The organism is Streptomyces sp. NPDC107498 (assembly GCF_055582805.1).
On the sequence record NZ_JBVJPE010000012.1, the window covers coordinates 187521 to 212385 of the forward strand.

At 72.1% G+C, this 24865-nt stretch carries 24 protein-coding genes; 16 read left to right on the top strand and 8 right to left on the bottom strand.

The annotated features are described in order from the left end of the window. Nucleotides 1-3 precede the first annotated feature (3 nt). Nucleotides 4-1344 carry a D-arabinono-1,4-lactone oxidase gene (locus ACZ66Z_RS22280; protein WP_469936505.1) on the bottom strand — a complete coding sequence of 447 codons (1341 nt, stop codon included), beginning with the start codon at nucleotides 1342-1344 and terminating at the stop codon, nucleotides 4-6. After that, on the bottom strand, nucleotides 1283-2545 hold the full coding sequence (locus ACZ66Z_RS22285) for an MFS transporter (RefSeq protein WP_469936507.1): 1263 nt from the start codon (nucleotides 2543-2545) through the stop codon (nucleotides 1283-1285). The genes ACZ66Z_RS22280 and ACZ66Z_RS22285 overlap by 62 nt, the downstream gene beginning before the upstream one ends. Before the next feature lie 145 nt (nucleotides 2546-2690). On the opposite strand from ACZ66Z_RS22285, the gene ACZ66Z_RS22290 reads away from it, so the two are divergent. Both ACZ66Z_RS22290 and ACZ66Z_RS22295 read left to right on the top strand, forming a co-directional pair. After that, nucleotides 2691-3818 carry a ferrochelatase gene (locus tag ACZ66Z_RS22290; protein ID WP_469936509.1) on the top strand — a complete coding sequence of 376 codons (1128 nt, stop codon included), beginning with the start codon at nucleotides 2691-2693 and terminating at the stop codon, nucleotides 3816-3818. A gap of 10 nt (nucleotides 3819-3828) precedes the next feature. Beyond that, entirely contained in the window at nucleotides 3829-4629 is an 801-nt protein-coding gene (locus ACZ66Z_RS22295; protein ID WP_469936511.1) for an inositol monophosphatase family protein, read from the top strand. A gap of 95 nt (nucleotides 4630-4724) precedes the next feature. On the opposite strand, the gene ACZ66Z_RS22300 is transcribed toward ACZ66Z_RS22295, so the two are convergent. Continuing rightward, on the bottom strand, nucleotides 4725-4898 hold the full coding sequence (locus ACZ66Z_RS22300) for a hypothetical protein (protein WP_469936513.1): 174 nt from the start codon (nucleotides 4896-4898) through the stop codon (nucleotides 4725-4727). Nucleotides 4899-5261: 363 nt separating this feature from the next. On the opposite strand from ACZ66Z_RS22300, the gene ACZ66Z_RS22305 reads away from it, so the two are divergent. From ACZ66Z_RS22305 to ACZ66Z_RS22320, 4 genes are all read left to right on the top strand, one after another. Beyond that, complete coding sequence (locus ACZ66Z_RS22305) at nucleotides 5262-5915, top strand: response regulator transcription factor (protein ID WP_030687123.1); 654 nt, start codon at nucleotides 5262-5264, stop codon at nucleotides 5913-5915. A gap of 4 nt (nucleotides 5916-5919) precedes the next feature. Then, entirely contained in the window at nucleotides 5920-7158 is a 1239-nt protein-coding gene (locus ACZ66Z_RS22310) for a sensor histidine kinase (protein WP_469936515.1), read from the top strand. Nucleotides 7159-7553: 395 nt separating this feature from the next. Next, the gene (locus ACZ66Z_RS22315) at nucleotides 7554-7850 is read left to right on the top strand and encodes a DUF4193 domain-containing protein (RefSeq protein ID WP_003955561.1); all 297 of its coding nucleotides are present in this window, start codon (nucleotides 7554-7556) and stop codon (nucleotides 7848-7850) included. Between the two features lie 12 nt (nucleotides 7851-7862). Continuing rightward, the gene (locus ACZ66Z_RS22320; RefSeq protein WP_469936517.1) at nucleotides 7863-8894 is read left to right on the top strand and encodes a hypothetical protein; all 1032 of its coding nucleotides are present in this window, start codon (nucleotides 7863-7865) and stop codon (nucleotides 8892-8894) included. Nucleotides 8895-8913: 19 nt separating this feature from the next. Here ACZ66Z_RS22320 and ACZ66Z_RS22325 read toward each other — a convergent pair whose 3' ends face one another. Next, nucleotides 8914-9405, bottom strand: a complete 492-nt coding sequence (locus tag ACZ66Z_RS22325; RefSeq protein WP_469936519.1) for a DUF3093 domain-containing protein — start codon at nucleotides 9403-9405, stop codon at nucleotides 8914-8916. A 58-nt stretch (nucleotides 9406-9463) separates the two neighbouring features. Here ACZ66Z_RS22325 and ACZ66Z_RS22330 point away from each other — a divergent pair, with 58 nt between their 5' ends. The 8 genes from ACZ66Z_RS22330 (at nucleotide 9464) to ACZ66Z_RS22365 (ending at nucleotide 17020) form a co-directional block, all read left to right on the top strand. After that, complete coding sequence (locus ACZ66Z_RS22330) at nucleotides 9464-10048, top strand: PaaI family thioesterase (protein WP_469936521.1); 585 nt, start codon at nucleotides 9464-9466, stop codon at nucleotides 10046-10048. After that, complete coding sequence (dut, locus tag ACZ66Z_RS22335) at nucleotides 10048-10560, top strand: dUTP diphosphatase (RefSeq protein ID WP_469936523.1); 513 nt, start codon at nucleotides 10048-10050, stop codon at nucleotides 10558-10560. Before ACZ66Z_RS22330 ends, dut begins: the two co-directional genes overlap by 1 nt. A 1-nt stretch (nucleotide 10561) precedes the next feature. Further along, nucleotides 10562-11320, top strand: coding sequence for a DUF3710 domain-containing protein (locus tag ACZ66Z_RS22340; RefSeq protein ID WP_093873630.1), 759 nt, complete (start codon nucleotides 10562-10564; stop codon nucleotides 11318-11320). Nucleotides 11321-11528: 208 nt separating this feature from the next. After that, nucleotides 11529-12257: an ABC transporter ATP-binding protein gene (locus tag ACZ66Z_RS22345; RefSeq protein ID WP_469936525.1), complete on the top strand. Its 729-nt coding sequence runs from the start codon at nucleotides 11529-11531 to the stop codon at nucleotides 12255-12257. Between the two features lie 117 nt (nucleotides 12258-12374). After that, nucleotides 12375-14927: a DUF4118 domain-containing protein gene (locus tag ACZ66Z_RS22350; RefSeq protein WP_469936527.1), complete on the top strand. Its 2553-nt coding sequence runs from the start codon at nucleotides 12375-12377 to the stop codon at nucleotides 14925-14927. Between the two features lie 185 nt (nucleotides 14928-15112). Next, on the top strand, nucleotides 15113-15799 hold the full coding sequence (locus ACZ66Z_RS22355; RefSeq protein WP_469936529.1) for a response regulator: 687 nt from the start codon (nucleotides 15113-15115) through the stop codon (nucleotides 15797-15799). A gap of 69 nt (nucleotides 15800-15868) precedes the next feature. Then, nucleotides 15869-16267 carry an OB-fold nucleic acid binding domain-containing protein gene (locus ACZ66Z_RS22360; protein WP_015036728.1) on the top strand — a complete coding sequence of 133 codons (399 nt, stop codon included), beginning with the start codon at nucleotides 15869-15871 and terminating at the stop codon, nucleotides 16265-16267. A 3-nt stretch (nucleotides 16268-16270) separates the two neighbouring features. After that, nucleotides 16271-17020, top strand: a complete 750-nt coding sequence (locus ACZ66Z_RS22365; protein WP_469936531.1) for a DUF3159 domain-containing protein — start codon at nucleotides 16271-16273, stop codon at nucleotides 17018-17020. Nucleotides 17021-17100: 80 nt separating this feature from the next. Here the strand turns inward: ACZ66Z_RS22365 and ACZ66Z_RS22370 are convergent, their stop codons facing one another. Both ACZ66Z_RS22370 and ACZ66Z_RS22375 read right to left on the bottom strand, forming a co-directional pair. After that, nucleotides 17101-17781, bottom strand: a complete 681-nt coding sequence (locus ACZ66Z_RS22370) for a potassium channel family protein (protein WP_469936533.1) — start codon at nucleotides 17779-17781, stop codon at nucleotides 17101-17103. Next, on the bottom strand, nucleotides 17781-18449 hold the full coding sequence (locus ACZ66Z_RS22375; protein WP_030687099.1) for a potassium channel family protein: 669 nt from the start codon (nucleotides 18447-18449) through the stop codon (nucleotides 17781-17783). Before ACZ66Z_RS22375 ends, ACZ66Z_RS22370 begins: the two co-directional genes overlap by 1 nt. 234 nt (nucleotides 18450-18683) lie before the next feature. Here ACZ66Z_RS22375 and ACZ66Z_RS22380 point away from each other — a divergent pair, with 234 nt between their 5' ends. Beyond that, entirely contained in the window at nucleotides 18684-20735 is a 2052-nt protein-coding gene (locus ACZ66Z_RS22380; protein WP_469936535.1) for an APC family permease, read from the top strand. Nucleotides 20736-20826: 91 nt separating this feature from the next. Continuing rightward, nucleotides 20827-22155 (top strand): class I SAM-dependent RNA methyltransferase, encoded by a 1329-nt coding sequence (locus ACZ66Z_RS22385; RefSeq protein WP_469936536.1) that lies wholly within the window; start codon nucleotides 20827-20829, stop codon nucleotides 22153-22155. Between the two features lie 53 nt (nucleotides 22156-22208). Here the strand turns inward: ACZ66Z_RS22385 and ACZ66Z_RS22390 are convergent, their stop codons facing one another. Both ACZ66Z_RS22390 and ACZ66Z_RS22395 read right to left on the bottom strand, forming a co-directional pair. Next, nucleotides 22209-24077 (bottom strand): DNA/RNA helicase domain-containing protein, encoded by a 1869-nt coding sequence (locus ACZ66Z_RS22390; RefSeq protein WP_469936537.1) that lies wholly within the window; start codon nucleotides 24075-24077, stop codon nucleotides 22209-22211. A gap of 99 nt (nucleotides 24078-24176) precedes the next feature. Further along, on the bottom strand, nucleotides 24177-24857 hold the full coding sequence (locus tag ACZ66Z_RS22395; protein ID WP_469936538.1) for a hypothetical protein: 681 nt from the start codon (nucleotides 24855-24857) through the stop codon (nucleotides 24177-24179). Nucleotides 24858-24865: the final 8 nt, after the last annotated feature.

Consider the following 24865-nt stretch of genomic DNA (forward strand, 5'->3'; position numbering starts at 1 on the left):
CCGTCAGTCGCCCAGGACCCGGCGCAGGTAGTCGTTGGCGAACAGCCGGTCCGGGTCGAGCCGGTCGCGCAGCGCCGTGAACTCGGCGAAGCGCGGGTAGGCCTCGGAGAAGTAGGCGGCGTCACGGGTGTGGACCTTGCCCCAGTGGGGCCGGCCCCCGTGCGCCGTCATGATGCGCTCCACCGCGGTGAAGTACGCCTGGTGGGGCGTTCCCCTGTAGAGGTGGACGGCGATGTACGCGGTCTCCCGCCCCGAGGCCGTGGACAGCGCGATGTCGTCCGCCGGGGCCGTCCGCACCTCCACCGGGAAGCTCACCTTGAGCGGCGAGCGCTCGACCATCGCCTTGACCTCGCGCAGCGCGGCGACCGCCGCCTCGCGCGGAAGCGCGTACTCCATCTCCAGGAAGCGGACCCGGCGCGGCGAGGTGAAGACCTTGTACGGGACGTCGGTGTACGTACGGGCCGACAGGGCGCGGCTGGAGACCTTGGCGATCGACGGGATCACCGTCGGCACCGCGCGGCCCAGCGAGCAGGCGAGCTGGAAGACCCCGTTGGAGAGGAGCTCGTCCTCGATCCAGCCGCTGATCCGTCCGGGGGGAGCGGCGGGGCCCGCGCTGCGGTTGTTGCGCTTGGTGTTGCAGTTGTCCGTGTGGGGGAACCAGTAGAACTCGAAGTGCTCGTTCTCCGCGTGCAGCGCGTCGAACTCCGAGGTGACCCGGTCGAAGGTCATCGGCTCCTCGCGCGCGGTGAGCAGGAAGACCGGCTCCACCGCGAAGGTGATCGCCGTGACCACCCCGAGGGCGCCGAGGCCGATCCTGGCGGCCGCGAAGACCTCCGGATTCTCCTTCTCCGAACAGGTGAGCAGTTCGCCCGAGGCCGTCACCAGCTCCAGCTCGCGGATCTGCGCGGCGATGGACGCCGATTCGCGGCCCGTGCCGTGCGTGCCGGTGGAGGTGGCGCCGGCGACGGTCTGCTCCATGATGTCGCCCATGTTCGTGAGCGACAGGCCCTCCCGGGCCAGCGCCACGTTGAGCCGCTTCAGCGGCGTGCCCGACTCGACCGTCACGGTCATCGCGCCGCGGTCGATCCGCCGGATCCCGGTCAGCAGGCCCGGCCGGATCAGCACGCCGTCGGTGGCCGCGATCGAGGTGAAGGAGTGGCCGGTGCCGACCGTCTTCACCCGCAGGCCGTCCTCGGCCGCGCGGCGCACCGCCTCTGCGAGCTCCTCGGCCGAGGCCGGACTCACCTCGCGCACCGGGCGGGAGGTGACGTTCCCCGCCCAGTTACGCCACGGGCTGCCCGCCGTCCTGGCGCTCCCCGATCCCGCTGTTGTCGTCCCGCTCACGCTGCCCCTCCCGGTTCGGCACCGGCTTGCGCAGCCGGCGGTGTCCGAGGAGACCCACCACGACCGCGAGCGCGCCCGAGACGACGGGCACCACGTACCCCGCCTCGGCCCCCGACGCGTCGACCACCCAGCCGGCGGCCGAGGAGCCGAGCGCCACGCCGACCGCGAGCCCGGTACCCGTCCAGGTCATGCCCTCGGTCAGCTTGGTGCGCGGTACGTGCGCTTCGACGAGGGCCATGGTGGTCACCATCGTCGGTGCGATGGACAGGCCCGCGACAAAGAGCGCCACGGCCAGCAACGGCAGGTTCCCGGCCAGTAGGAGGGGGATCATACTCACGGCCATCGCACAGATGCCCAGGAGCCACCTGCGGGACGCCTCCCCCCTGAGGTGGAGCAGTCCGAAGACGGCGCCGGCCGCACCGGACCCCAGCGCGTAGACGGCCAGGACGAGACTCGCGGCGGCCTTCCGGCCCTGCTCCTCGGCGAAGGCCACGGTCACCACGTCCACCGAGCCGAAGATCGCGCCGGTGGCGACGAAGGCGAGGGTGAGGACCTGGAGGCCGCGGGAGCGGAGCGCGGAGGCGCCCCGGGCACCGTGCTGGGGGTGGGGGACCGGCTCGGTGGCGCGCTGCGAGGTCAGCCAGAAGACGCCGACGGCCAGGAACGCCCCGGCGAACAGCGGGCCGGCCTCGGGGAACCAGGCGGTCGACAGGCCGATCGAGAGGATCGGCCCGAAGATGAAGCACACCTCGTCGACGATCGACTCCCAGGAGTACGCCGTGTGCAGGCGCCGCTCCTCGCCCCGGTAGATCTCCGCCCACCGGGCGCGGGTCATCGCGCCGACGCTCGGCACGCAGCCGATCACGCCCGTGAAGACGAAGAGGGTCCAGTCCGGGGCCTTCTGCTGCACGCAGAGGAGGAGGCCGGCGGCCGCGGCGAGCGAGACCAGCGTCACCGGGCGGAGCACCCTGCGCTGTCCGTGCCGGTCGACCAGGCGCGAGACGAGCGGGCCGAGGACCGCGGCGGACATCGCGAGCGTCGCCGAGAGCGCCCCGGCGAGGCCGTATCGGCCGGTGACCTGCGAAATCATGGTCACGATGCCGATGCCCATCATGGACAGCGGCATTCGGCCGAGGAAGCCCGCGACGGAGAACGAGGCGGTTCCGGGAGCCGCGAAGATCGCGCGGTAGGGACTGGGCAAGAGAGGTCCTTGATCAACACGTGTAATTAATAGCTAAAGCCTACGGTGTTGAAGTCGATCGGTCATCCTCGTTTTTCGGCCGAAGGATCCCGCGGACGCCAGGCCGCGCCCGTCACCGGCCGAGCCGGGTGGGAGGATCGGTGCCATGTCCGATCAGCACGATCCCGCCCCGTACGACGCCCTGCTGCTGCTCTCCTTCGGCGGCCCCGAGGGCCCGGACGACGTGGTCCCGTTCCTGGAGAACGTGACCCGCGGCCGCGGCATCCCGAAGGAACGGCTCAAGGAAGTGGGGCAGCACTACTTCCTCTTCGGCGGCGTCTCCCCGATCAACGACCAGAACCGCGCGCTCCTCGACGCGCTGCGGACGGACTTCGAGCAGGCCGGACTCGGCCTGCCGGTCTACTGGGGGAACCGGAACTGGGCGCCGTACCTCACCGACACCCTCCGCGAGATGGTCACCGACGGACGGCGCCGCATCGCCGTCCTCACCACCAGCGCGTACGCCTCCTACTCCGGCTGCCGCCAGTACCGCGAGAACCTCGCCGACGCACTCGCCGCCCTGGAGGCGGAGGGGCTCCCGCTGCCCCGGGTCGACAAGCTCCGGCACTACTTCAACCACCCCGGCTTCGTCGGTCCCATGGTCGAGGGCGTCCTCGCCTCGCTCGCCGAGCTCGACCCTGCCGTGCGGGACCGCGCCCACCTCGCCTTCACCACCCACTCCATCCCCGACTCCGCCGCCGACACCTCCGGCCCGGTCACCGGACACGGCGGGGGCGGGGCCTACGTGCGCCAGCACCTCGACGTCGCACGGGTCATCGTCGACGCCGTCCGCGAGGAGACCGGCGTCGACCACCCGTGGAGGCTCGTCTACCAGTCCCGCAGCGGCGCCCCCCACATCCCGTGGCTGGAACCCGACATCTGCGACCACCTGGAGGAGCTGCACCGGGCCGGCGCGCCCGCCGCCGTCATGGTCCCGGTCGGCTTCGTCTCCGACCACATGGAGGTCCTCTACGACCTCGACACCGAGGCCACGGCCAAGGCGGCCGAGCTCGGCCTGCCCGTCCGCCGCTCGGCGACCGTCGGGGCCGACCCGCGCTTCGCCGCCGCCGTCCGCGAGCTCGTCCTGGAGCGGGCGGCGCACGAGCGGGGGAGCAGGGCGGAGCGGTGCGCCCTGGGCGCGCTCGGGGCCTCCCACGACCTCTGCCCGATCGGCTGCTGCCCGGCCAGGGCCGAACGGCCGGCGGCGGCCGGTGCCGACAGCCCGTACGCGTGAAGGAGCCGACGTGACCGACCCCCTGCTCACCGAACTGCTCGACGTCGCCCTGGAGGCCGCCCGGCGGGCCGGAGCGCTGCTGCGCGACGGCCGGCCCGACGACCTCGCCGTGGCGAGGACCAAGTCGAGCCCCGTCGACGTGGTCACCGAGATGGACATCGCCGCCGAGAAGCTGATCACCGGCTTCCTCGCCGAGCACCGCCCGCACGACGGCCTCCTCGGCGAGGAGGGCGCGTCGACCCCCGGGACCAGCGGGATCCGCTGGGTGATCGACCCGCTCGACGGCACCGTGAACTACCTGTACGGCCTGCCCACCTGGGCGGTCTCGATCGCCGCCGAGCGGGACGGCGAGACCGTCGTCGGCGTCGTCGAGGCGCCGATGCGCGGCGAGACCTACCGGGCGGTCCTCGGCGGCGGAGCGTACGCGGGGGAGCGGCGCCTCGCCGTCCGCCCCTCGCCCGGGCTCGACCAGGCCCTCCTCGGCACCGGCTTCGGGTACCTCCAGGCCCGCCGCGCCCACCAGGCCGACGTGGCCCGGCGGATCATCCCGCGCGTCCGCGACATCCGGCGCGGCGGCTCGGCCGCCATCGACCTCTGCGACGTCGCCGCCGGCCGCCTCGACGCGTACTACGAGCGCGGCCTCAGCCCCTGGGACCTCGCGGCGGGCGCGCTCGTCGCCCGCGAGGCCGGCGGCCTCACCGGCGGCCGTCCCGGGGAGCCGGAGTCGGGCGAGCTGACGCTCGCGGCCTCCCCGGGCCTCTTCGGGCCGCTCCAGGAGCTCCTGGAGGAGCTGGGGGCCTGGCACGACTAGGAGGTCCCGTCGATCGGGCCCGGTGGGCCGGGAGACGGACGCACGTGGGCCCCGGTGCCGGGACGGCGCCGGGGCCCACGCACGCGTGTTACGGGTCAGACGCCCGGCAAGGCCACCTCCACGCCGTGCTCGGCGGCCAGCCGGTGCAGGTCCTCCAGCTCCGCCTGCTCCACCTCCGCCAGGTAGTCGTCGCCCGTCTCACGGGCCCGCGTGAGGTCCGTCTGCGTGGTCCTGATGCGGTGCAGCAGTCCTGCGGTGAAAGCGTCCATCGTGCGCCCCCTCCTCGTGGGTCCGGTGGCACGGGGGTGTGCCGAGGGTGGGTGAATCACGCACTGCGAACTCTGGGGGACAGAGAGCTGTAGGTGGCGCGCCACATACGGGGCGTGATCACGGGGTGTGCAGTCGTCCTCCCCAACGCCTTCCTCAGAGAAACCTCAACTGGCCCGCGAATCCGGTGAATTCTTCGTTCCGGCCTGCGCGCCCCGCCGCGCGCCCCCTCCGGCCCGAGGCCCCGCACCCCCGTCTTACAGCCGGTTTATGCGCGTACGGGGCAGGATGGACACGCACAGTCAGTGCTCGGATTTCAGCCGGTCCCCACCCCGGACAGCGGCTCAACGGGAAGGATGTACGACGTGCGCGTACTCGTCGTCGAGGACGAGCAGCTGCTCGCCGATGCGGTGGCCACCGGACTGCGCCGGGAGGCCATGGCCGTCGACGTCGTGTACGACGGCGCCGCGGCCCTGGAGCGCGTCGGGGTCAACGACTACGACGTCGTCGTCCTCGACCGCGACCTCCCGCTCGTCCACGGCGACGACGTCTGCCGCAAGATCGTCGAGCTCGGCATGCCCACCCGCGTCCTGATGCTCACCGCCTCCGGCGACGTCAGCGACCGCGTCGAGGGCCTGGAGCTCGGGGCGGACGACTACCTCCCCAAGCCCTTCGCCTTCACCGAGCTCACCGCGCGCGTGCGCGCCCTCGGCCGCCGCACCACCGTCCCGCTCCCGCCCGTCCTGGAGCGCGCCGGCATCAAGCTCGACCCCAACCGCCGCGAGGTCTTCCGCGAGGGCCGGGAGGTCCAGCTCGCGCCGAAGGAGTTCGCCGTCCTGGAGGTCCTCATGCGCAGCGAGGGCGCCGTCGTCTCGGCGGAGCAGCTCCTGGAGAAGGCCTGGGACGAGAACACCGACCCGTTCACCAACGTCGTGCGCGTCACCGTCATGACCCTCCGGCGCAAGCTCGGCGAGCCGCCCGTCATCGTCACCGTCCCCGGCTCCGGGTACCGGATCTGACCCGATGGCCACCACTCCCGCGCCCCACCCCCAGGCGCCCCCGAAGCCGACCTGGGACCCCCGGGACCCGGTCCGGCCGCTGCTGCGCCCGACCATCCGGATACGGCTCACGCTGCTCTACGGCGGGATGTTCCTGATCGCCGGCATCCTGCTGCTGTCGATCATCTACCTCTTCACCGCCCAGGCGCTGAGCGACAGCACCTCCCAGCTGCCCTTCAAGGTCGTCAACGGCACGGTCCAGCCCACCACCTCCTGGTGCCAGCTGCCCGACTCGCCCACCGGCGACCAGCTCAACAACGCCGTCACGCTCTGTCTGCGGCACCAGAGCGACCGGGCCCTGGAGGACCTCCTGCGCCGGTCCCTGTTCGCCCTGCTCGGCCTGAGCATCATCGCCTTCGCCTTCGGCTACGCCATGGCGGGACGGGTGCTCTCCCCGCTCGGCCGGATCACCCGGACCGCCCGCCAGGTGGCCAGTTCGGACCTGTCCCGGCGGATCGAGCTGGACGGCCCCGACGACGAGCTCAAGGAGCTCGCCGACACCTTCGACGAGATGCTGGACCGCCTGGAGCGGGCCTTCACGGCCCAGCAGCGCTTCGTCGCGAACGCCTCGCACGAGCTGCGGACCCCGCTCGCGATCAACCGCACCCTCCTGGAGGTCCACCTCTCGGACCCCGGGGCACCGGTGGAGCTCCAACAGCTCGGCAAGACCCTGCTCGCCACCAACGAGCGCAGCGAACAGCTCGTCGAGGGCCTGCTGCTGCTCGCCCGCAGCGACAACCAGATCATCGAGCGCAAACCGGTCGACCTGGCCGAGGTCGCCGAGCGCGGCGTCGACCAGGTGCACGCCGAGGCCGAGGCCAAGGGCGTGGAGATCCGGGGCGAGCGCGCGGCCGCCGTCGTCCAGGGCAACGGCGTGCTCCTCGAACGGATCGCGCTGAACCTCCTCCAGAACGCCGTGCGGTACAACGTGCCGGAGGGCGGCTGGGTGGAGGTCACCACCGAGGTCGGGGACGGCCAGGCGGTCCTGGTCGTCTCGAACACGGGACCGGTGGTCCCCGCGTACGAGATCGACAACCTCTTCGAGCCGTTCAGGAGGCTCCGGCAGGAGCGGACCGGCAGCGACAAGGGGGTCGGTCTCGGCCTGTCGATCGCCCGGTCCGTGGCCCGCGCCCACGGCGGCCGTATCATCGCGGAGCCGCGCGAGGGCGGCGGGCTCGTGATGCGCGTCACTCTGCCGATCTGACACACTGCACGAGCCGACCGGTTCCGTTCGCTTTGCGCGGAATTCCGGAGCCCCGCTCCTGAGACGCTCATGTGTGATCGATCACAGGGGAAGGTGTTCGGTCCTCCACTCTCCGTGACCGGGAAATCCCTCGGAAAACCAGGAAAAGTCCGGGTTTCCGGGGCCCGGAATGACGGGAAGTACACGGGGTGGCGCCTGCGAGGGCCGCCCACGGGACCGTGTACGGTCCGGTTCGCCACCCGAAGCCGATCACTCGTGAGAGGGCGCGACGGGTGTCGATTGAGTAACAGACCTTGATGTGAGGCAAAATCTCCGCCTCAGGTCGGGCACAAGTCCGACCTCTCACGCGTTACGTGCGCTGGAGACACCGCAACCACCCAGAGGGGGAGAGCGACATGGCAACGGATTACGACACCCCACGCAAGACCGACGACGACGTCGACTCGGACAGCCTTGAAGAACTGAAGGCCCGCCGGAACGACAAGTCGACCTCGACCGTCGACGTCGACGAGTTCGAGGCCGCCGAAGGCCTGGAGCTTCCCGGCGCCGACCTCTCGAACGAGGAGCTGGCCGTCCGGGTCCTGCCCAAGCAGGCCGACGAGTTCACCTGCATGAGCTGCTTCCTCGTGCACCACCGCAGCCAGCTGGCCCGGGAGAAGAACGGCCAGCCGATCTGCCGCGACTGCGACTGAGACCGCTCGACCGTGGCAGGTGACACACCGTCCCGGAAGCGGCGTCTGCGGCTCCCCGGGAGTCCGAAGACGCGCAAGGGCGGCCCGGGCCCGGCAGAGGGCGCCCAGGAGGCCCCTGAAGCCGAGCGCACCGCCCCCCTGCCCTCCCTCGGAGCACGTGACGACGAGCGGGGCCTCCCGGCCTCGCTCGAAGCGGTCGTCGAGGTCGCCGAGTCGGATCCGGCGCGCCCGCCGGCGGGGCAGGACGACGCACCGGCCGACGCCCGGCAGGGCGGACGCCTCGGCGCCGTCAAGCGGCTGGCCAACCCCGCGCGGGCCCGGCTCGACCGGATCAGGATCGGCTCCGACCGGATCGACGCCGTCCGGCGCGGCGTCGCACAGGGCGTGAAGCGCGGCGGGGACGGCGCCAAGGCCGGCCTCGGCTATCTGGCCGACCGGCTGATCGAGCTCGCCCCGCGGATCCCCGTCCGCGACCTGGCGACCCTGCGCAGACAGTTCCCCGGCCTCGGCCCCGAGCAGCTCGCCGACAAACTCGTCGCCGGCGCGGCGAACGCGAGCTCGACCGTGGGCGCGGGCGTCGGCGCCGCCGCCATGCTCCCCGTGCCCCCGGCCCTGCCCGCCGAGCTGGCGGCCGAGATCACCGGCGTCGCCGCCGTGGAGCTCAAACTCATCGCCGAACTGCACGAGGTCTACGGACTCCGGCCCCCCGGCCGGCTCTCCCAGCGCTCGGCGGCCTATCTGACCTCCTGGGCGGAGGAGCGGGGCATCGACCCCACCAAGCCCACCACGGTGAACGCCGCACTCGGCGGTCAGCTCAAGCGCGAGCTGCGCCAGCAGATCACCAAGCGCATGGTGCGCAACCTGCCGAACCTCATGCCCTTCATGGTGGGCGCCGCCGTCGGCGCCGTCATGAACCGCCGCGACACCAGGAAACTCGCCGGGCACATCCGCAAGGACCTCCGGGCCCGCCAGGTCCCCTGGGACGCCCTCCCGGAACTGCCTCCGCTGGAGCAGCCCGAGAACCCCGAGGAACCGGCCTTCTGACGCGGGCGGACGCGCCGGGTCAGGCGCGCTCCGCCTCCAGGGCCGCGACCAGCGCCTCCGGATCGCGGCTGGACAGGTACACGTACGGCGTCGGGTCCGCCGGGTCGGTCACCTCGACCCGTACCGCCCCCGGAACGTAGCTCCGCATCAGCATGAAGGCGCGCGGGTCCGCCTTGTGGGTGCGCCAGGCGCGCGCCTCCTCCGCGTCGAGGGCCTCGGCCGCCCCGAGCGCCGCGACCGGGATCCGCGCGTCGCCCGCCACCAGCGAACCGGCCACCACCCGGATCCGGGCGGAGCCGTACGAGGAGACCACCACCCCGGCGATCACCGCCGCCGCGATCAGGCCGCCCAGCATCGGGACCGTGCCCAGCGGGAACATGACCAGGGCGCCGGACAGGCCGAACAGACCCACGATCAGCCACCACGAGCGGGGCGCCGTCAGCCGCTCGTCGAAGCGCGGCGCGACGGAGGACGCGGGGGAGGGGTTCGGGGACGGTGCGGAAGGCTGCATGCGTCCAAGCTTGGCACGGCGCGACCTGCGCCCATCCGCGCGGGTAAGGTCTGCGGCTGTGACTGCAACATCTGCCGCCCTCACCCCGCCGGCCGACGCCATACCGCCGGTACGCCACCCGGACGCGCCGGCACCCGGCGAGCCGCTCGGGGCGCACTACGCGTACTGCTTCGGGTGCGGTGGCGGGCAGCCCCACGGCCTCCACCTGGAAGCGCGCGCGGGCGAGGGCGTGACCGTCACCGCCGAGTTCACGGTGACCCCCGACCACCAGGGCGCCCCCGGCCTCGCGCACGGCGGCGTCCTCGCCACCGCGCTCGACGAGACCCTCGGCTCCCTGAACTGGCTGCTGCGGGTCATCGCCGTGACCGGACGCCTGGAGACCGACTTCGCCCGGCCCGTCCCGGTCGGCACCGTGCTCCACCTGGAGGCCGCCGTCACCGCCGTGCACGGCCGAAAGATCTACTCGACCGCCGTCGGACGGATCGGCGGGCCCGAGGGCCCCGTCGCCGTCCGCGCCGACGCCCTCTTCGTCGAGGTCAAGGTCGACCACTTCATCGACAACGGCCGCCCGGAGGAGATCCACGCCGCCATGTCCGACCCCGACCAGGTCCGGCGCGCCCGCGCCTTCGAGGTGAACCCCTGATGCGCAACCCCGTCGACGTACTGATCCGGCGAGTGGACCCGGACGTGCCGATCCCGGCCTACGGGCATCCCGGCGACGCCGGTGCCGACCTCGTGACCACCGAGGCCGTCGTCCTGGCCCCCGGGGAGCGCGCCGTACTGCCCACCGGGGTCTCCATCGCCCTGCCGGACGGGTACGCGGCCTTCGTGCACCCGCGCTCCGGTCTCGCCGCCCGCTGCGGAGTGGCGCTCGTGAATGCCCCGGGGACGGTGGATGCCGGGTACCGTGGAGAGATCAAGGTGATCGTGGTCAATCTCGATCCGCGCGAGGACGTGCGGTTCGAACGATTCGATCGGATTGCCCAACTTGTCGTCCAGCAGGTCGAGAAGGTCCGCTTCCACGAGGTGGCGGAACTTCCCGGTTCGGCGCGGGCCGAGGGGGGCTTCGGGTCCACCGGCGGTCACGCCGCCGTGGGCGGCACGACGGGTGGGAATCGATACGCTTCGGTCGTATCCGACCGGGAAGGACAGTGACGTGTTCGGACGTCGCAAGAAGAGCGGTGCCGCCGAGGACGCGGCGGGCGAGGCCGAGCAGGTCGTCGACGCGGTGGAGGGCGAGGACGCGGCCGAGCCGCGCCGCGTGAACCTTCCGCCGGCGCCCCGGCCCGACGGGCCCTGGGACATCTCCGAGGTCGCCAAGCCCGACGAGGGCCGTGTGGACCTCGGCGGGATCTTCGTGCCCGGAGTCGAGGGCATGGAGCTGCGGGTCGAGGTGGCGGGCGACGCGATCGTCGCGGCCACCGTCGTCCTGCGCGACAGCGCCGTACAGCTGCAGGCCTTCGCCGCACCCAAGAACGAGGGCATCTGGGGCGAGGTCCGCGACGAGATCGCCACCGGCATCGTCCAGCAGGGCGGTGCCATCGACGAGGTCGAGGGCCCGCTCGGCTGGGAGCTGCGGGCCCAGGTCCCGGTGCAGCTGCCGGACGGCAACCGCGGCGTGCAGCTGGTCCGCTTCGTGGGCGTCGACGGGCCCCGCTGGTTCCTGCGCGGAGTGATCTCCGGGCAGGGCGCGGTCCAGCCCGAGGCCGCCGGCCTCCTGGAGCAGATCGTCCGGGACACCGTGGTCGTCCGCGGCGACGGCCCGATGGCCCCGCGCGACCCGATCGTCCTCAAGCTGCCGAACGACGCGCAGATGGTGCCGGACGGCGTGCAGCAGGAGGAGCAGGAGAACTCCCGCTTCTCCGGCGGCATGGGCCAGCTCCAGCGCGGCCCGGAGATCTCCGAGATCCGCTGAACCCGTCGGGCCGCTCGGCCCGGCGTGATCGAGACACGGCCGGTGGGCCGCTCCCCGTACGAGAGGTACGGGGAGCGGCCCACCGGCCGTTCCGCGCGGGCCCGGCCCCCGTCCGCCGTTCTCCACAGGCCCGGGCCCCGGCTCTGGCCCTTGGGCCCGGGCGCGGACCATACTGACCGCGCAAGTGATCGAGGAGGGGGAGCGCAGGATGAGCGAGAGCAGCACCAGGTCCGCCACGGCCGTCGTCGAGGACCCGGCCGGACCGCCGATGGTCCGCGTCGAGGGCCTGCGCCGCTCGTACGGCACGGGCGAGGCCGCCGTCCACGCCCTGCGCGGCGTCTCCTTCGACATCCCGCGCGGCGAGCTCGTCGCGCTCAAGGGCCGCTCCGGCTCCGGCAAGACGACCCTGCTCAACCTCGTGGGCGGCCTCGACACCGCCGACGGCGGCCGGATCGTCATCGACGGCACCGACCTCTCCACGCTCGGCGAGAGCGGGCTCCTGGAACTGCGCCGCGACCGGATCGGCTTCGTCTTCCAGTCCTTCGGGCTGCTCCCGATCCTCTCCGCCGCCGAGAACGTGGGCGTGCCCCTGCGCCTGCGCAGGACGGACCCCGGGGAGCGCGAGGAGCGGGTCGCCCTGATGCTCGGGCTCGTGGGCCTCGCCGACCACGCGAACCAGCGGCCGGGCGAGCTCTCGGGCGGTCAGCAGCAGCGCGTCGCCATCGCCCGCGCCCTCGCCAACAAGCCGGCGCTGCTGATAGCCGACGAGCCCACGGGCCAGCTGGACGCCGAGACCGGCCTCGCCGTCATGCAACTGCTGCGCGCCGTGGTGCGCAGCGAGGGCTGCACGGCCCTCGTCGCCACCCACGACCCCCAGCTCCTGGGCCTCGCGGACCGGGTCCTGGAGCTGAGCGACGGCGAGATCATCGAGCACTGACGCGAGGGGGACGCCGACGGCGGGGCGGGTCGCGGGGCACATCAGGATCACGTCAATACCGCCCCGGGCCCCTCCCCGCGTGCGGAATGTCCGATTGGCTGGACGTAGGGTCGAGCCATGGGACGCGGCAAGCTTCGGATCTACCTCGGCGCTGCGCCGGGCGTCGGCAAGACCTGCGCGATGCTCGCCGAGGCCCACCGCCGGGTGGAGCGCGGCACGGACTGCGTGGTGGCGTTCGTGGAGCACCACGGGCGACCGCGCACGGAGGCCTTGCTGCACGGCCTGGAGGAGGTCCCGCGCCGCGCCCTGGAGCACCGGGGGTCGGTCCGCACGGAGATGGACGTCGACGCCGTCCTCGCCCGCCGCCCCGCCGTCGCCCTCGTCGACGAGCTCGCCCACACGAACGTGCCGGGCTCCCGGAACCCCAAGCGGTGGCAGGACGTCGCCGAACTCCTCGCGGCCGGCATCGACGTCGTGTCGACCGTCAACATCCAGCACCTGGAGTCCCTCGGGGACGTCGTCGAGGCGATCACCGGGGTGCGCCAGCCGGAGACCGTCCCCGACGAGGTGGTGCGCCGGGCCGACCAGATCGAGCTGGTCGACATGTCCCCGGAGGCGCTGCGACGACGGATGGCCCACGGCAACGTCTACACCTCGGACAAGGTCGACGCGGCCCTCTCCAACTACTTCCGCCCCGGTAACCTCACGGCCCTGCGCGAGCTGGCCCTGCTCTGGACCGCCGACCGGGTCGACGAGCACCTCCGCCGGTACCGCGGCGAGCACAACATCCGCTCCACCTGGCAGGCCCGCGAGCGCATCGTCGTCGGCCTGACCGGCGGCCCCGAGGGCCGCACCCTCATACGACGCGCCACCCGGCTCGCGGAGAAGGGCGCCGGCGGCGAGGTCCTCGCCGTCTACATCGCCCGCAGCGACGGGCTCACCGCCGCCTCCCCGAAGGAGCTGGCCGTCCAGCGCACCCTCGTCGAGGACCTCGGCGGAACGTTCCACCACGTCATCGGCGACGACATCCCCCCGGCGCTCCTGGAATTCGCCCGCGGGGTCAACGCCACCCAGATCGTCCTCGGCTCCAGCCGCCGCCGGACCTGGCAGTACGTGCTCGGCCCCGGCGTCGGCCAGACCGTGGCCCGCGACTCCGGTCCCGACCTCGACGTCCACATCGTCACCCACGGCGAGGTCGCCAAGGGCCGGGGCCTGCCCGTCGCGCGCGGAGCCCGCCTCGGCCGCTCCCGGATCCTCGGCGGCTGGCTCGTCGGCGTCGCGGGCCCGATCGCCCTGGCCCTGCTCCTCACGCACGTCGACGCCGACCTCGGCCTCGCCAACGACATGCTGCTCTTCCTCGCCCTGACCGTGGCCGCCGCGCTGCTCGGCGGGTTCCTCCCGGCGCTCGCCTCGGCCGCCGCCGGCTCCCTCCTCCTCAACTGGTTCTTCACCCCGCCGGTCCACCGCCTGACCGTCTCCGACCCCCTGAACATCGTCGCCATCGCCGTCTTCTTCGGCGTCGCGATGTCGGTCGCCTCCGTGGTGGACCTCGCCGCCCGGCGCACCCACCAGGCGGCCCGGCTGCGCGCCGAGTCCGAGGTGCTCTCCTACCTGGCCGGCAGCGTGCTGCGCGGCGAGACGAGCCTGGAGGCCCTCCTGGAACGGGTCCGCGAGACCTTCTCCATGGAGTCGGTGGCCCTCCTGGAGCGCGCGGACGGGACCGAGCCGTGGACACGGGCGGCGAGCGTCGGACCCCAGCCCGTGGCCCGACCGGAGGACGCGGACGTCGACATGCCCGTCGGCGACCACCTGGCGCTCGCCCTGACCGGCCGGGTGCTGCCCGCCGAGGACCGGCGGGTGCTCGGCGCCTTCGCCGCCCAGGCCGCGGTCGTCCTCGACCGGCAGCGGCTCGTCGGCGAGGCGGAGGAGGCCCGGAAACTGGCCGAGGGCAACAAGATCCGCACCTCCCTGCTCGCCGCCGTCAGCCACGACCTGCGGACCCCGCTCGCGAGCATCAAGGCCTCCGTCTCCTCCCTCCGTTCCGACGACGTCGAATGGTCCGAGCAGGACCGGGCCGAGCTCCTGGAGGGCATCGAGGCCGGCGCCGACCGCCTCGACCACCTCGTGGGCAACCTCCTCGACATGTCCCGCCTCCGGACCGGCACCGTCACCCCCCTGATCCGCGCCGTCGACCTCGACGAGGTCGTCCCCATGGCCCTCGGGGGAGTGCCGGACGGCAGCGTCGAGCTCGACGTCCCCGAGACGCTGCCCATGGTCGAGGTCGACAAGGGCCTCCTGGAGCGGGCCGTCGCCAACATCGTGGAGAACGCCGTGAAGTACAGCCCCGAGGGCGTGCCCGTCGCCGTCGCCGCCAGCGTCCTGGGGGACCGGGTCGAGCTGCGGGTCGTGGACCGCGGCCCCGGCGTCCCCGACAAGGCCAAGGACGGCATCTTCGAGCCCTTCCAGCGCCTCGGCGACGCCCCGCGCGGCTCCGGCGTCGGCCTCGGCCTCGCGGTCGCCCGCGGCTTCGCCGAGGCCATGGGCGGGACGCTCGGCGCCGAGGACACCCCCGGCGGCGGCCTCACCATGGTGCTCACCCTGCGCGCCGCGAGGCCCACGGGCGGGCCCAAGGCGCCGACCGCGGACCTCGCGGCGCAGACCGTGACCTGACACCGCGACCCGACCGCCGGGCCCCGGCCCGGCCCGATCCGACCACAGGCCCCGCCCCGGCCCGACCGTCGCGCCCGGCCCGACCGCCGGGCCGAGCCCCGCACCCGTACCCCCATCCCCGTACCCCCCTCCCCGTACCCCCCTCCCCGTACCCGCCCCCCCAACCGAGAAGGCAGGCCCCCTCCATGACCCGGGTCCTCGTGGTCGACGACGAGCCGCAGATCGTCCGTGCCCTGGTGATCAACCTGAAGGCACGGAAGTACGAGGTCGACGCCGCGCCCGACGGCGCCACCGCCCTCCGGCTCGCCGCCGAACGCCATCCCGACGTCGTCGTCCTCGACCTCGGACTGCCCGACATGGACGGCGTCGACGTGATCAAGGACCTGCGCGGCCGGACGAGGGTGCCGATCCTGGTCCTGTCCGCCCGGCAGACCTCCGACGAGAAGGTCGAGGCGCTCGACGCGGGCGCCGACGACTACGTCACCAAGCCCTTCGGCATGGACGAGCTGCTCGCCCGGCTGCGCGCGGCCGTGCGCCGTGCCGAGCCGGTCGGCGGCGCCGAGGACGGGGCCGCCGTGGTCGAGACCGAGGGCTTCACGGTCGACCTGGCCGCGAAGAAGGTGCACCGCGACGGGCGCGACGTCCGGCTCACCCCCACCGAGTGGCACCTCCTGGAGGTCCTCGTCCGCAACGGCGGCCGGCTCGTCAGCCAGAAGCAGCTGCTCCAGGAGGTCTGGGGACCCTCGTACGGCACGGAGACCAACTACCTCCGGGTCTACATGGCGCAGCTCCGCCGCAAGCTGGAGACCGACCCCTCGCACCCGCGCCACTTCGTCACCGAACCGGGCATGGGGTACCGCTTCGAACGCTGAAGCGGAGGGCGTGCGGACGGGTGGTCCGGGGCCGCTCCCGGTGACAGCGGCGGCCGGTACGCTTTCTGTATGAGTGCTGCACCACGTACAGAGAAGCCGGCCGGAAGGTTTCGCCGGATGCTCGACCGGCTCTCCTCCTCCCCGGAGGACCTGGAGTCGGAGGAGCTCCAGGAGGACGCCGAGGCCTCGGGGTGCACGCGTATCTCCGACTGCTCCGACCGACAGATAGTCAAGGTGACTGGTACCTTGCGCACGGTCACGCTGCGTCCCCGGGCCGGTGTGCCCGCGCTGGAGGCCGAACTCTTCGACGGCACGGCACCGCTCGACGTCGTGTGGCTCGGCCGGCGCTCCATCGTGGGCATCGAACCGGGCCGCAAGCTGATCGCCTCCGGCCGGATCTCCATGAGCCACGGCCGGCGGGTCCTCTTCAACCCCAAATACGAGCTCCGACCGCTCGGACAGGAGTAGCCGGTGACGTCCCTCGACAAGCCGACCGCGGACCGGTCGACCCCGGACCAGGACGCCCAGGCGGACAAGGCCGTGACCGAGGCCGCGCTCTTCGAGGCCTTCGGCGGTCTGCGGGGCATGATCGAGACGGTCCTGCCCGGCCTGCTGTTCGTCACGATCTTCACGATCAACAAGGACCTGCACGTCTCGGCCATCGCCGCGCTCGCGGTCTCGCTGGTCCTGGTGGCCGTCCGGCTGATCCGCCGGGACACCGTCAAGCACGCCTTCAGCGGCGTCTTCGGCGTCGCCTTCGGCGTGGTCTTCGCGATGATGACGGGCAACGCCAAGGACTTCTACCTGCCGGGCATGCTCTACACCCTGGGCCTCGCCCTGGCGTACATCGTCACCGCGCTCGCCGGAGTGCCCCTGATCGGCCTGATCCTCGGCCCGGTCTTCAAGGAGAACCTCTCCTGGCGCACCCGCAACCCGGGCCGCAAGAAGGCCTACACCAAGGCCAGCTGGGCCTGGGGCCTGATCCTGCTCGGCAAGTGCGCGATCCTCTTCCCGATGTACTGGTGGGCCGACACCACCAAGTTCGGCTGGGTGCTCATCGCCCTCAAGATCCCGCCGTTCCTGCTGGCGGTCTACCTCACCTGGATGTTCCTCGCGAAGGCCCCGGCGCCGATCGACGTCTTCGCCGAGATGGAGGCCGAGGAGCGCGCCGAGAAGGAGCGCAAGGCGGCCGCCGCCGCGCAGCGCCACCCGGAGGTCTGAGACGCGGTGCGCGGAAGGGCCCGGACCTGCTCGACAGGTCCGGGCCCTTCCGTACGCACTCCGGGCGCCAGGCCGGGGCGTCAGGCTTCCGAGTCGGTCTCGCGGCGGACCTGGAGGAGGTCCTCCAGCTGCTCCTCGCGGGCCTGCGCGGCCACGAACAGCAGCTCGTCGCCGGCCTCCAGGGTCTCCTCGGGGCTTGGCGTCAGCACCCGCGAACCGCGGATGATCGTCACCAGCGAGGTGTCCTGCGGCCAGGCCACGTCCCCGACGGCGGTTCCGGCGACCGCCGACTCCGGCGGGAGCGTCAGCTCGACCAGGTTCGCGTCGCCGTGGCTGAAGCGGAGCAGCCGGACCAGGTCGCCGACGCTCACCGCCTCCTCCACCAGGGCCGACATCAGTCGCGGCGTCGAGACGGCCACGTCCACGCCCCAGGCCTCGTTGAACAGCCACTCGTTCTTCGGGTTGTTCACCCGGGCGACCACGCGCGGCACGCCGTACTCGGTCTTGGCGAGCAGCGAGACGACCAGGTTCACCTTGTCGTCGCCGGTCGCCGCGATCACCACGTTGCAGCGCTGCAGCGCCGCCTCGTCCAGCGAGGTGATCTCGCAGGCGTCGGCGAGCAGCCACTCCGCCTGCGGCACCCGCTCCACCGAGATGGCGGTCGGCGCCTTGTCGACCAGCAGGACCTCGTGCCCGTTCTCCAGGAGCTCGCCCGCGATGGAACGGCCCACCGCCCCCGCGCCCGCAATAGCGACACGCATCAGTGACCGCCCTCCTCGGGACCCTCGGCGAAGGCCGCCTCGACCTTCGCGATCTCGTCCGTACGCATCATCACGTGCACCAGGTCACCTTCCTGGAGCACCGTCTGCGAGGTCGGCAGAATCGCTTCGCCCAGCCGGGTGAGGAAGGCGACGCGGACGCCGGTCTCCTCCTGGAGCAGGCTCACCTTGTGGCCGATCCACGCCGGGGAGGTGTGCACCTCGGCGAGCTGCACGCCACCGCTCGGGTCGCGCCACAGCGGCTCCGCGCCCGAGGGCAGCAGCCGGCGGAGCATCTGGTCGGCGGTCCAGCGGACCGTCGCGACCGTCGGGATCCCGAGGCGCTGGTAGACCTCGGCGCGACGCGGATCGTAGATCCGCGCCGCCACGTTCTCGATGCCGAACATCTCGCGCGCGACCCGCGCCGCGATGATGTTGGAGTTGTCACCGCTGCTCACCGCGGCGAAGGCACCGGCTTCCTCGATCCCGGCCTCGCGCAGCGTGTCCTGGTCGAAGCCCACGCCCGTGACCCGCCGACCGCCGAAGCCCGACCCCAGACGGCGGAAAGCCGTCGGGTCCTGGTCCACGACCGCGACGGTGTGCCCCTGCTGTTCGAGGGTCTGCGCGAGAGCGGCTCCCACTCGCCCGCAGCCCATGATGACGATGTGCACGTCCCCTTACCCCGCACTCCTGATCGCCCTGCTGACCTGCGAATACACCCTGCTCACAACTTTCCTCGCCCGATCGGCCCGGGCCGTGGCGGACAACGCCCTGACGGGTCGCCCGGTCCGAGCTTAAGCGGCAACGCTGGCGGGGACCGCATCCGAGGTGGTACGGAGGGAGATTCGGTGCGGATCGGGGGTGCCGGTGCGCGTGGCTCTTTTCGAACGCTTACGATCCTCTCCGTGTCCAAACTGACCGACGTGCCCAAACGGATCCTGATCGGGCGGGCCCTGCGCAGCGACAAGCTGGGAGAGACCCTTCTCCCGAAGCGGATCGCCCTCCCCGTCTTCGCCTCCGACCCGCTGTCCTCGGTGGCGTACGCCCCCGGTGAGGTGCTGCTCGTCCTCTCCGTCGCCGGCCTGTCGGCCTACCACTTCAGCCCGTGGATCGCACTCGCGGTCGTCGTCCTGATGTTCACGGTGGTCGCGTCGTACCGGCAGAACGTGCACGCGTACCCGAGCGGCGGTGGCGACTACGAGGTCGCCACCACCAACCTCGGACCGAAGGCCGGGCTCACCGTCGCGAGCGCCCTGCTCGTCGACTACGTCCTGACCGTCGCCGTGTCGATCGCCTCGGGCATCGAGAACCTCGGCTCGGCCGTCCCGTTCATCGTCGAGCACAAGGTGCCCTCGGCGATCGCGGTCATCGTCCTCCTCACCCTCATGAACCTCCGGGGCGTGAAGGAGTCGGGCAGCCTCTTCGCCGTCCCGACGTACGTCTTCGTCGCGGGCGTCTTCATCATGATCGCCTGGGGGGCCTGGCGCGGCCTCGTCCTCGGCGACACCATGAAGGCCCCCACCGCCGCCTTCGAGATCAAGGCCGAGCACCAGGGACTCGCCGGCTTCGCGCTGGTCTTCCTGCTGCTGCGCGCCTTCTCCTCCGGCTGTGCCGCCCTCACCGGCGTCGAGGCCATCTCCAACGGCGTCCCGGCCTTCCGCAAGCCGAAGTCGAAGAACGCCGCCACCACGCTCGCCCTCATGGGCGGCCTGGCCGTCACCATGTTCTGCGGCATCATCTTCCTGGCCATGGCCACCGACGTCCGGATGGCCGAGAACCCCGCCGAGGACCTGCTGCACAACGGGCAGCCGCTCGGCGCGGGCTACGTCCAGGACCCGGTCATCTCCCAGGTCGCGGCCGCCGTCTTCGGCGACGGCACGTTCTTCTTCGTCGTCCTCGCCGCCGCCACCGCCCTCGTCCTCTTCCTGGCCGCCAACACCGCGTACAACGGCTTCCCGCTCCTCGGCTCGATCCTCGCCCAGGACCGCTACCTGCCGCGCCAGCTGCACACCCGCGGCGACCGCCTCGCCTTCTCCAACGGCATCGTGCTCCTCGCCGGCGCCGCCGCCCTGCTCGTCTGGATCTACGGAGCCGACTCCACCCGGCTGATCCAGCTCTACATCGTCGGCGTCTTCGTCTCCTTCACGCTCAGCCAGATCGGCATGGTCCGGCACTGGAACCGGCACCTGAGGACGGAGCGCGACCCGGCCCAGCGCCGCCACATGATCCGCTCCCGCGCGATCAACGCCTTCGGCGCCTTCTTCACCGGCCTCGTGCTCGTCGTCGTCCTCGCCACCAAGTTCACCCACGGCGCCTGGGTGGCCCTGCTCGGCATGGTGATCTTCTACGTGACGATGACCGCGATCCGCCGCCACTACGACTCCGTGGCGGCCGAGATCGCCGCCGCCGAGGAGCGCCCCGACGAGTACGTCCGGCCCTCCCGGGTCCGCTCGGTCGTCCTCGTCTCCAAGCTCCACAAGCCCACCCTGCGCGCCCTCGCGTACGCCAAGCTCATGCACCCCGGCGACCTCGAAGCGCTCACCGTCAACGTCGACCCGGTCGAGACGAAGGCGCTCAAGGAGGAGTGGGAGCGGCGCGGCATCAACGTCCCGCTGAAGATCCTCGACTCGCCGTACCGCGAGATCACCCGCCCGGTCATCGACTACGTCAAGACCCTGCGGCAGCAGAGCCCGCGCGACGCCGTCTCCGTCTACATCCCCGAGTACGTCGTCGGCCACTGGTACGAGCACCTGCTCCACAACCAGTCCGCGCTCCGCCTCAAGGGCCGGCTGCTCTTCACCCCCGGCGTGATGGTCACGTCCGTCCCGTACCAGCTCCAGTCCTCCGAGGCCGCGAAGAAGCGGGCCAGGAGGCGCCAGGAGTGGAACGCGCCGGGCTCCGTCCGCCGCGGACCGGTGGAGAAGCGCCAGAAGGAACCCACCGCAAAGAACAACTGAGAAACAGCAACTAGACTGGTGGGCTGCCGTCGGACCGAGGTCCGCCCGGCAGCCCCCTTTCTTCTCCCCCTTCTCCCTGGAGTCCCCGGTCATGCAGAACATCCCTGTTACGTCGCTGGTCGGGGCGGAGTACGAGGTAGAGGTCGGTCCGGTCGCCCACGGCGGTCACTGCATCGCCCGTACGGAAGCCGGCCGGGTCCTCTTCGTCCGCCACGCCCTGCCCGGCGAGCGCGTCCGGGTGCGGGTCACCGAGGGCGAGGAGACCTCCCGCTTCCTGCGCGCCGACGCGATCGAGATCCTGGACGCCTCCAAGGACCGCGTCGAGGCCCCCTGCCCCTTCGCCGGGCCCGGCAAGTGCGGCGGCTGCGACTGGCAGCACGCCAAGCCCGGCGCCCAGCGCCGGCTGAAGGGTGAGGTCATCGCGGAACAGCTCCAGCGCCTGGCCGGGCTCACCCCGGAGGAGGCCGGCTGGGACGGCACCGTCATGCCCGCCGAGGGCGACAAGCTCCCCGCGGGCGAGGTCCCGCAGTGGCGCACCCGCGTCCAGTACGCCGTCGACGCCGAGGGCCACGCGGGCCTGCGCAAGCACCGCTCCCACGAGGTCGAGGTCATCGACCACTGCATGATCGCCGCCGAGGGCGTCTCGGAGCTCGGCATCGAGAAGCGCAGCTGGGAGGGCATGGCCGCCGTCGAGGCCATCGCGGCCTCCGGCTCGAACGACCGCCAGGTCATCCTCACCCCCCGCCCGGGCGCCCGTCTCCCCCTGGTGGAGCTGGACAAGCCGGTCTCCGTGATGCGCGTCGACGAGAAGGACGGCGGCGTCCACCGCGTCCACGGCCGCGCCTTCGTCCGCGAGCGCGCCGACGACCGCACCCACCGCGTCGGCAGCGGCGGCTTCTGGCAGGTCCACCCGAAGGCCGCGCAGACCCTGATGCTCGCCGTCATGCAGGGCCTCACCCCCCGCAAGGGCGAGACGGCCCTCGACCTCTACTGCGGCGTCGGCCTCTTCGCGGGCGCCCTCGCCGACCGCGTCGGCGACCAGGGCGCGGTCCTCGGCATCGAGTCCGGCAAGCGCGCGGTCGAGGACGCCCGCCACAACCTGGCCGGCTTCCCGCGCGTCCGCATCGAACAGGGCAAGGTCGAGTCGGTCCTCCCGCGCACCGGCATCACCGAGGTCGACCTCATCGTCCTGGACCCGCCCCGCGCGGGCGCCGGCAAGCAGACGGTCCACCACCTGGCCGCCCTGGGCGCCCGCCGCATCGCCTACGTGGCCTGCGACCCGGCAGCCCTAGCCCGGGACATCTCCTACTTCGCGGAACGCGGCTACAAGGTCCGGACCCTGCGCGCGTTCGACCTCTTCCCGATGACGCACCACGTGGAGTGCGTGGCGATCCTGGAGCCGGTGAAGAAGGACGCCTGAGTCGGGGATCGCGCGTGGGGCCGGGTGACCCCACGCGCTGTTCGTTCAGGGGCTCAGGGTGAGGGGATCAGCGAGCGGAGCTTCTCGCGGGTCTCGGGGTCTGTCGAGTAGATGATCGTGCCGATCATGCCCCGGGTCAGCAGCACCTTGTAGGTGTTGCGGACCAGGCGGTCGACGTCCTCGTCCGGGGTGGCCCTGGTGAAGGACGGGTCCTTGGACGCCGTTCGGTCCACGACCCAGCGGTCGGTCCGCCAGACGAGGTCCGGGCCCATGATCACGCCGGACCAGTCGTACTCGAAGCCCTGTGCCGTGTAGACGCAGCCGACCTGGCCGAACCCCGCGGGGTCGGTCGCCCACAGCGGTGCCGGCGGGGCGCCGAGCAGGGAGCGGTCGCCTGCCAGGTTCCAAGGCTTCGCCCAGTCGCCGACGACCACGTCGGCCGGCAGCTCTGTCATGCTTGGTGTGATCTTCGTCGTCCACTTCCAGCAGTAGCCCGCGGACAGCCGGGCCTCGTAGTCCTCGGCGCGCCGCGCGGCCAGGAACGCCTCCAGTTCCTGAGGGCTCTCGGCCGTGAGCAACCGCACCTTGCCGTCGGGCTCCCACTCCAGGGGCCCGTCACCCTCCAGTCCCAGAAGCCCGGTCACCCAGCGCAGGTAGCCGTCGCTGCCACCGCACCGGAACTGGCTGTCCAGCTCCACCACCGTGCACTCCAGCCCCTGCTCGGCCGCCGCCTCGCGGATCTCCTCCACCGTTCCCATCTCGCCCGGGCGGACCACCTGGTGCTGGTCCAGGAGAAACACAGGCACCCGGGCCGCGTCGATCAGCTCCGCCACCTGGGGGCGGCCGGTGCGCAGGGCGGCCCTGGTGTACCGGTTCGCGGAGGTCTTCCGGAGCCGGTGAGCCTCGTCGCAGACGAGGACGTCCAGATCGTTGGGCTCGGCCTCCATGAAGCTGTTGAAGTAGCGGAACAGCTTCTGGACCTCGGGCTTGCGGGCTCCCGCGACCTTGCGCATCGTCTTGGTGAACGACTGCGAGCCCGTGGCGTGGAGGGCGGGCACCCCACGCCGGTACAGGTCGCCGAGCAGGGACAGAGCGATCACGCTCTTGCCAGAGCCCGGGCCGCCGGCCACCACGACCACCTGCTTGTGGTGGGACCGCCGTGCCTTCCTCACAGCCGACATCACCGTCTCGTAGGCGAGCCGCTGCTCACCCAGGAGCACGAACTGCTCCCGGTTGCGGACCTCTTCCGCCGCCACGGCCATGAGCTGCTTGGACGGCCTGACCTTGCCCTGGAGCAGGATGTCGGCCGCGTCGCTGCCGGGCTTCGGTGCCAGCACCGAGCGCAGGTAGTCCATGAACGCGCCGCGCTGCTCACCGGTGAACATCCTGCCCCGGCGGTCCTCCGTGACGGCGCGCAGTCCGGCCACGCCGAACTCGGTCGCGTTGTGCAGGTACGCCACGCCGGCGATCGACTCCGGCGCCCGCTCCAGGGCCCCGTTGAACGACACCAGGTAGTCGCAGTAGCCGCGTACCTGCTCGATCGGGTTGAGGACGGGTTCCGCGTACGCGTCGACGCGGCACCGCACAGGGTCGTCGTCCTCCGGCTCGGCGTTGCTCCACTGCTTCAACTCGACCACGACGTAGGACGGTCCGCCGGTGGTCGGATGGACACCGGCGAGTATCACGTCCGCCCGCTTGCTCGTCAGGGGGAGCCCGTACTCCAACAGCATCTCCACATCGCCGAGTCCGGCCTCGACCAGTGTGTTGGTGAGTGCCGGGATGCTGCGTTCCCAGGAGCGGACCTCCGCGGGGTGCGGCCGGTGGCGGTGCTTGTGCAGGAAGTTCTCGCTCAGCAGCTCTGCCAGTCGTCCTTCGAGGTGGGTGCGGGTGGCCAACGACGCCGCGGACTCACGGAACAGCAAGGGAACGCCCCCAGGCAGCACGAAGTAGCTCGTGCGGGTGGGGGCATGTCCTTCAGTTCCGCGGAAGCGGAGCGGAAGCCCGGCGGGCCGCTGAGATGGTCACCGCAATCCTAGGGCAGGGGTCGGAGGCGGTTCCTGGGGGCGGGACGAAGCGGTCGGGGCGGGTGCGCCGTGGGCCGGGTCCCGAGGGGCCTCGGCACAGCTCCCGACCGCAGCCCGCAGCCCCGCGAAGTCGGTCCGCACGGGTGCGAGGCGGAGGAGGCTGGAGAGGCCGATGGTCTTCTGGGTCGGGCAGCGGGTGTTCAGCACCTTCGTGGGCAGGACGTAGAAGATCCACTGGTCCAGGTCCAGGGGGTCGAGCGTCCGCTTGTCCTCGTGGTGCAGCAGGCAAAAGACATAGACGTCCGAGGAGCGCAGCGCCTCCGGTGCGGAGGTGCCTGTGCGGGCGTCCCAGGAGGCGGTGGGCGCGATGCCGAACGTGGGGACGGACGGCCGGGACTGGGCCCACGACTGGAGGTACGCGGTCGACTTGACCTCGACGCGCCACTCCTCGGGTGTCCGGACGTCGACGGCGTCCCACTCGGTGCGGACGCCGTCGGCCACACCGAGTGCCATGGCCACCAGGTACTCGGCCAGCACGCCGCGCATGGTGTTGCCCGCCAGGTCCGAGCACGCCCAGCTCCAGAAGTCGGCCAGCGCGGCCACGCGTTCGTCGTCGGCCCGGATCGGCTCGTCTCCGCTGCGGCGCGAGACGGGCAGCGGGTCGAGAGGGGAGTTCATGTGGTCCT

Excerpts from the sequence above, each read along its gene's own strand:
- ACZ66Z_RS22370 (WP_469936533.1), bottom strand. The coding sequence starts at position 17,781 with ATGCGTGTCGCTATTGCGGGCGCGGGGGCGGTGGGCCGTTCCATCGCG.
- ACZ66Z_RS22310 (WP_469936515.1), top strand. The coding sequence starts at position 5,920 with ATGGCCACCACTCCCGCGCCCCACCCCCAGGCGCCCCCGAAGCCGACC.
- ACZ66Z_RS22290 (WP_469936509.1), top strand. The coding sequence starts at position 2,691 with ATGTCCGATCAGCACGATCCCGCCCCGTACGACGCCCTGCTGCTGCTC.
- ACZ66Z_RS22300 (WP_469936513.1), bottom strand. The coding sequence starts at position 4,898 with ATGGACGCTTTCACCGCAGGACTGCTGCACCGCATCAGGACCACGCAG.
- ACZ66Z_RS22395 (WP_469936538.1), bottom strand. The coding sequence starts at position 24,857 with ATGAACTCCCCTCTCGACCCGCTGCCCGTCTCGCGCCGCAGCGGAGAC.
- ACZ66Z_RS22325 (WP_469936519.1), bottom strand. The coding sequence starts at position 9,405 with ATGCAGCCTTCCGCACCGTCCCCGAACCCCTCCCCCGCGTCCTCCGTC.
- ACZ66Z_RS22355 (WP_469936529.1), top strand. The coding sequence starts at position 15,113 with ATGACCCGGGTCCTCGTGGTCGACGACGAGCCGCAGATCGTCCGTGCC.
- ACZ66Z_RS22385 (WP_469936536.1), top strand. The coding sequence starts at position 20,827 with ATGCAGAACATCCCTGTTACGTCGCTGGTCGGGGCGGAGTACGAGGTA.
- dut (WP_469936523.1), top strand. The coding sequence starts at position 10,048 with ATGCGCAACCCCGTCGACGTACTGATCCGGCGAGTGGACCCGGACGTG.
- ACZ66Z_RS22350 (WP_469936527.1), top strand. The coding sequence starts at position 12,375 with ATGGGACGCGGCAAGCTTCGGATCTACCTCGGCGCTGCGCCGGGCGTC.
- ACZ66Z_RS22315 (WP_003955561.1), top strand. The coding sequence starts at position 7,554 with ATGGCAACGGATTACGACACCCCACGCAAGACCGACGACGACGTCGAC.
- ACZ66Z_RS22345 (WP_469936525.1), top strand. The coding sequence starts at position 11,529 with ATGAGCGAGAGCAGCACCAGGTCCGCCACGGCCGTCGTCGAGGACCCG.
- ACZ66Z_RS22360 (WP_015036728.1), top strand. The coding sequence starts at position 15,869 with ATGAGTGCTGCACCACGTACAGAGAAGCCGGCCGGAAGGTTTCGCCGG.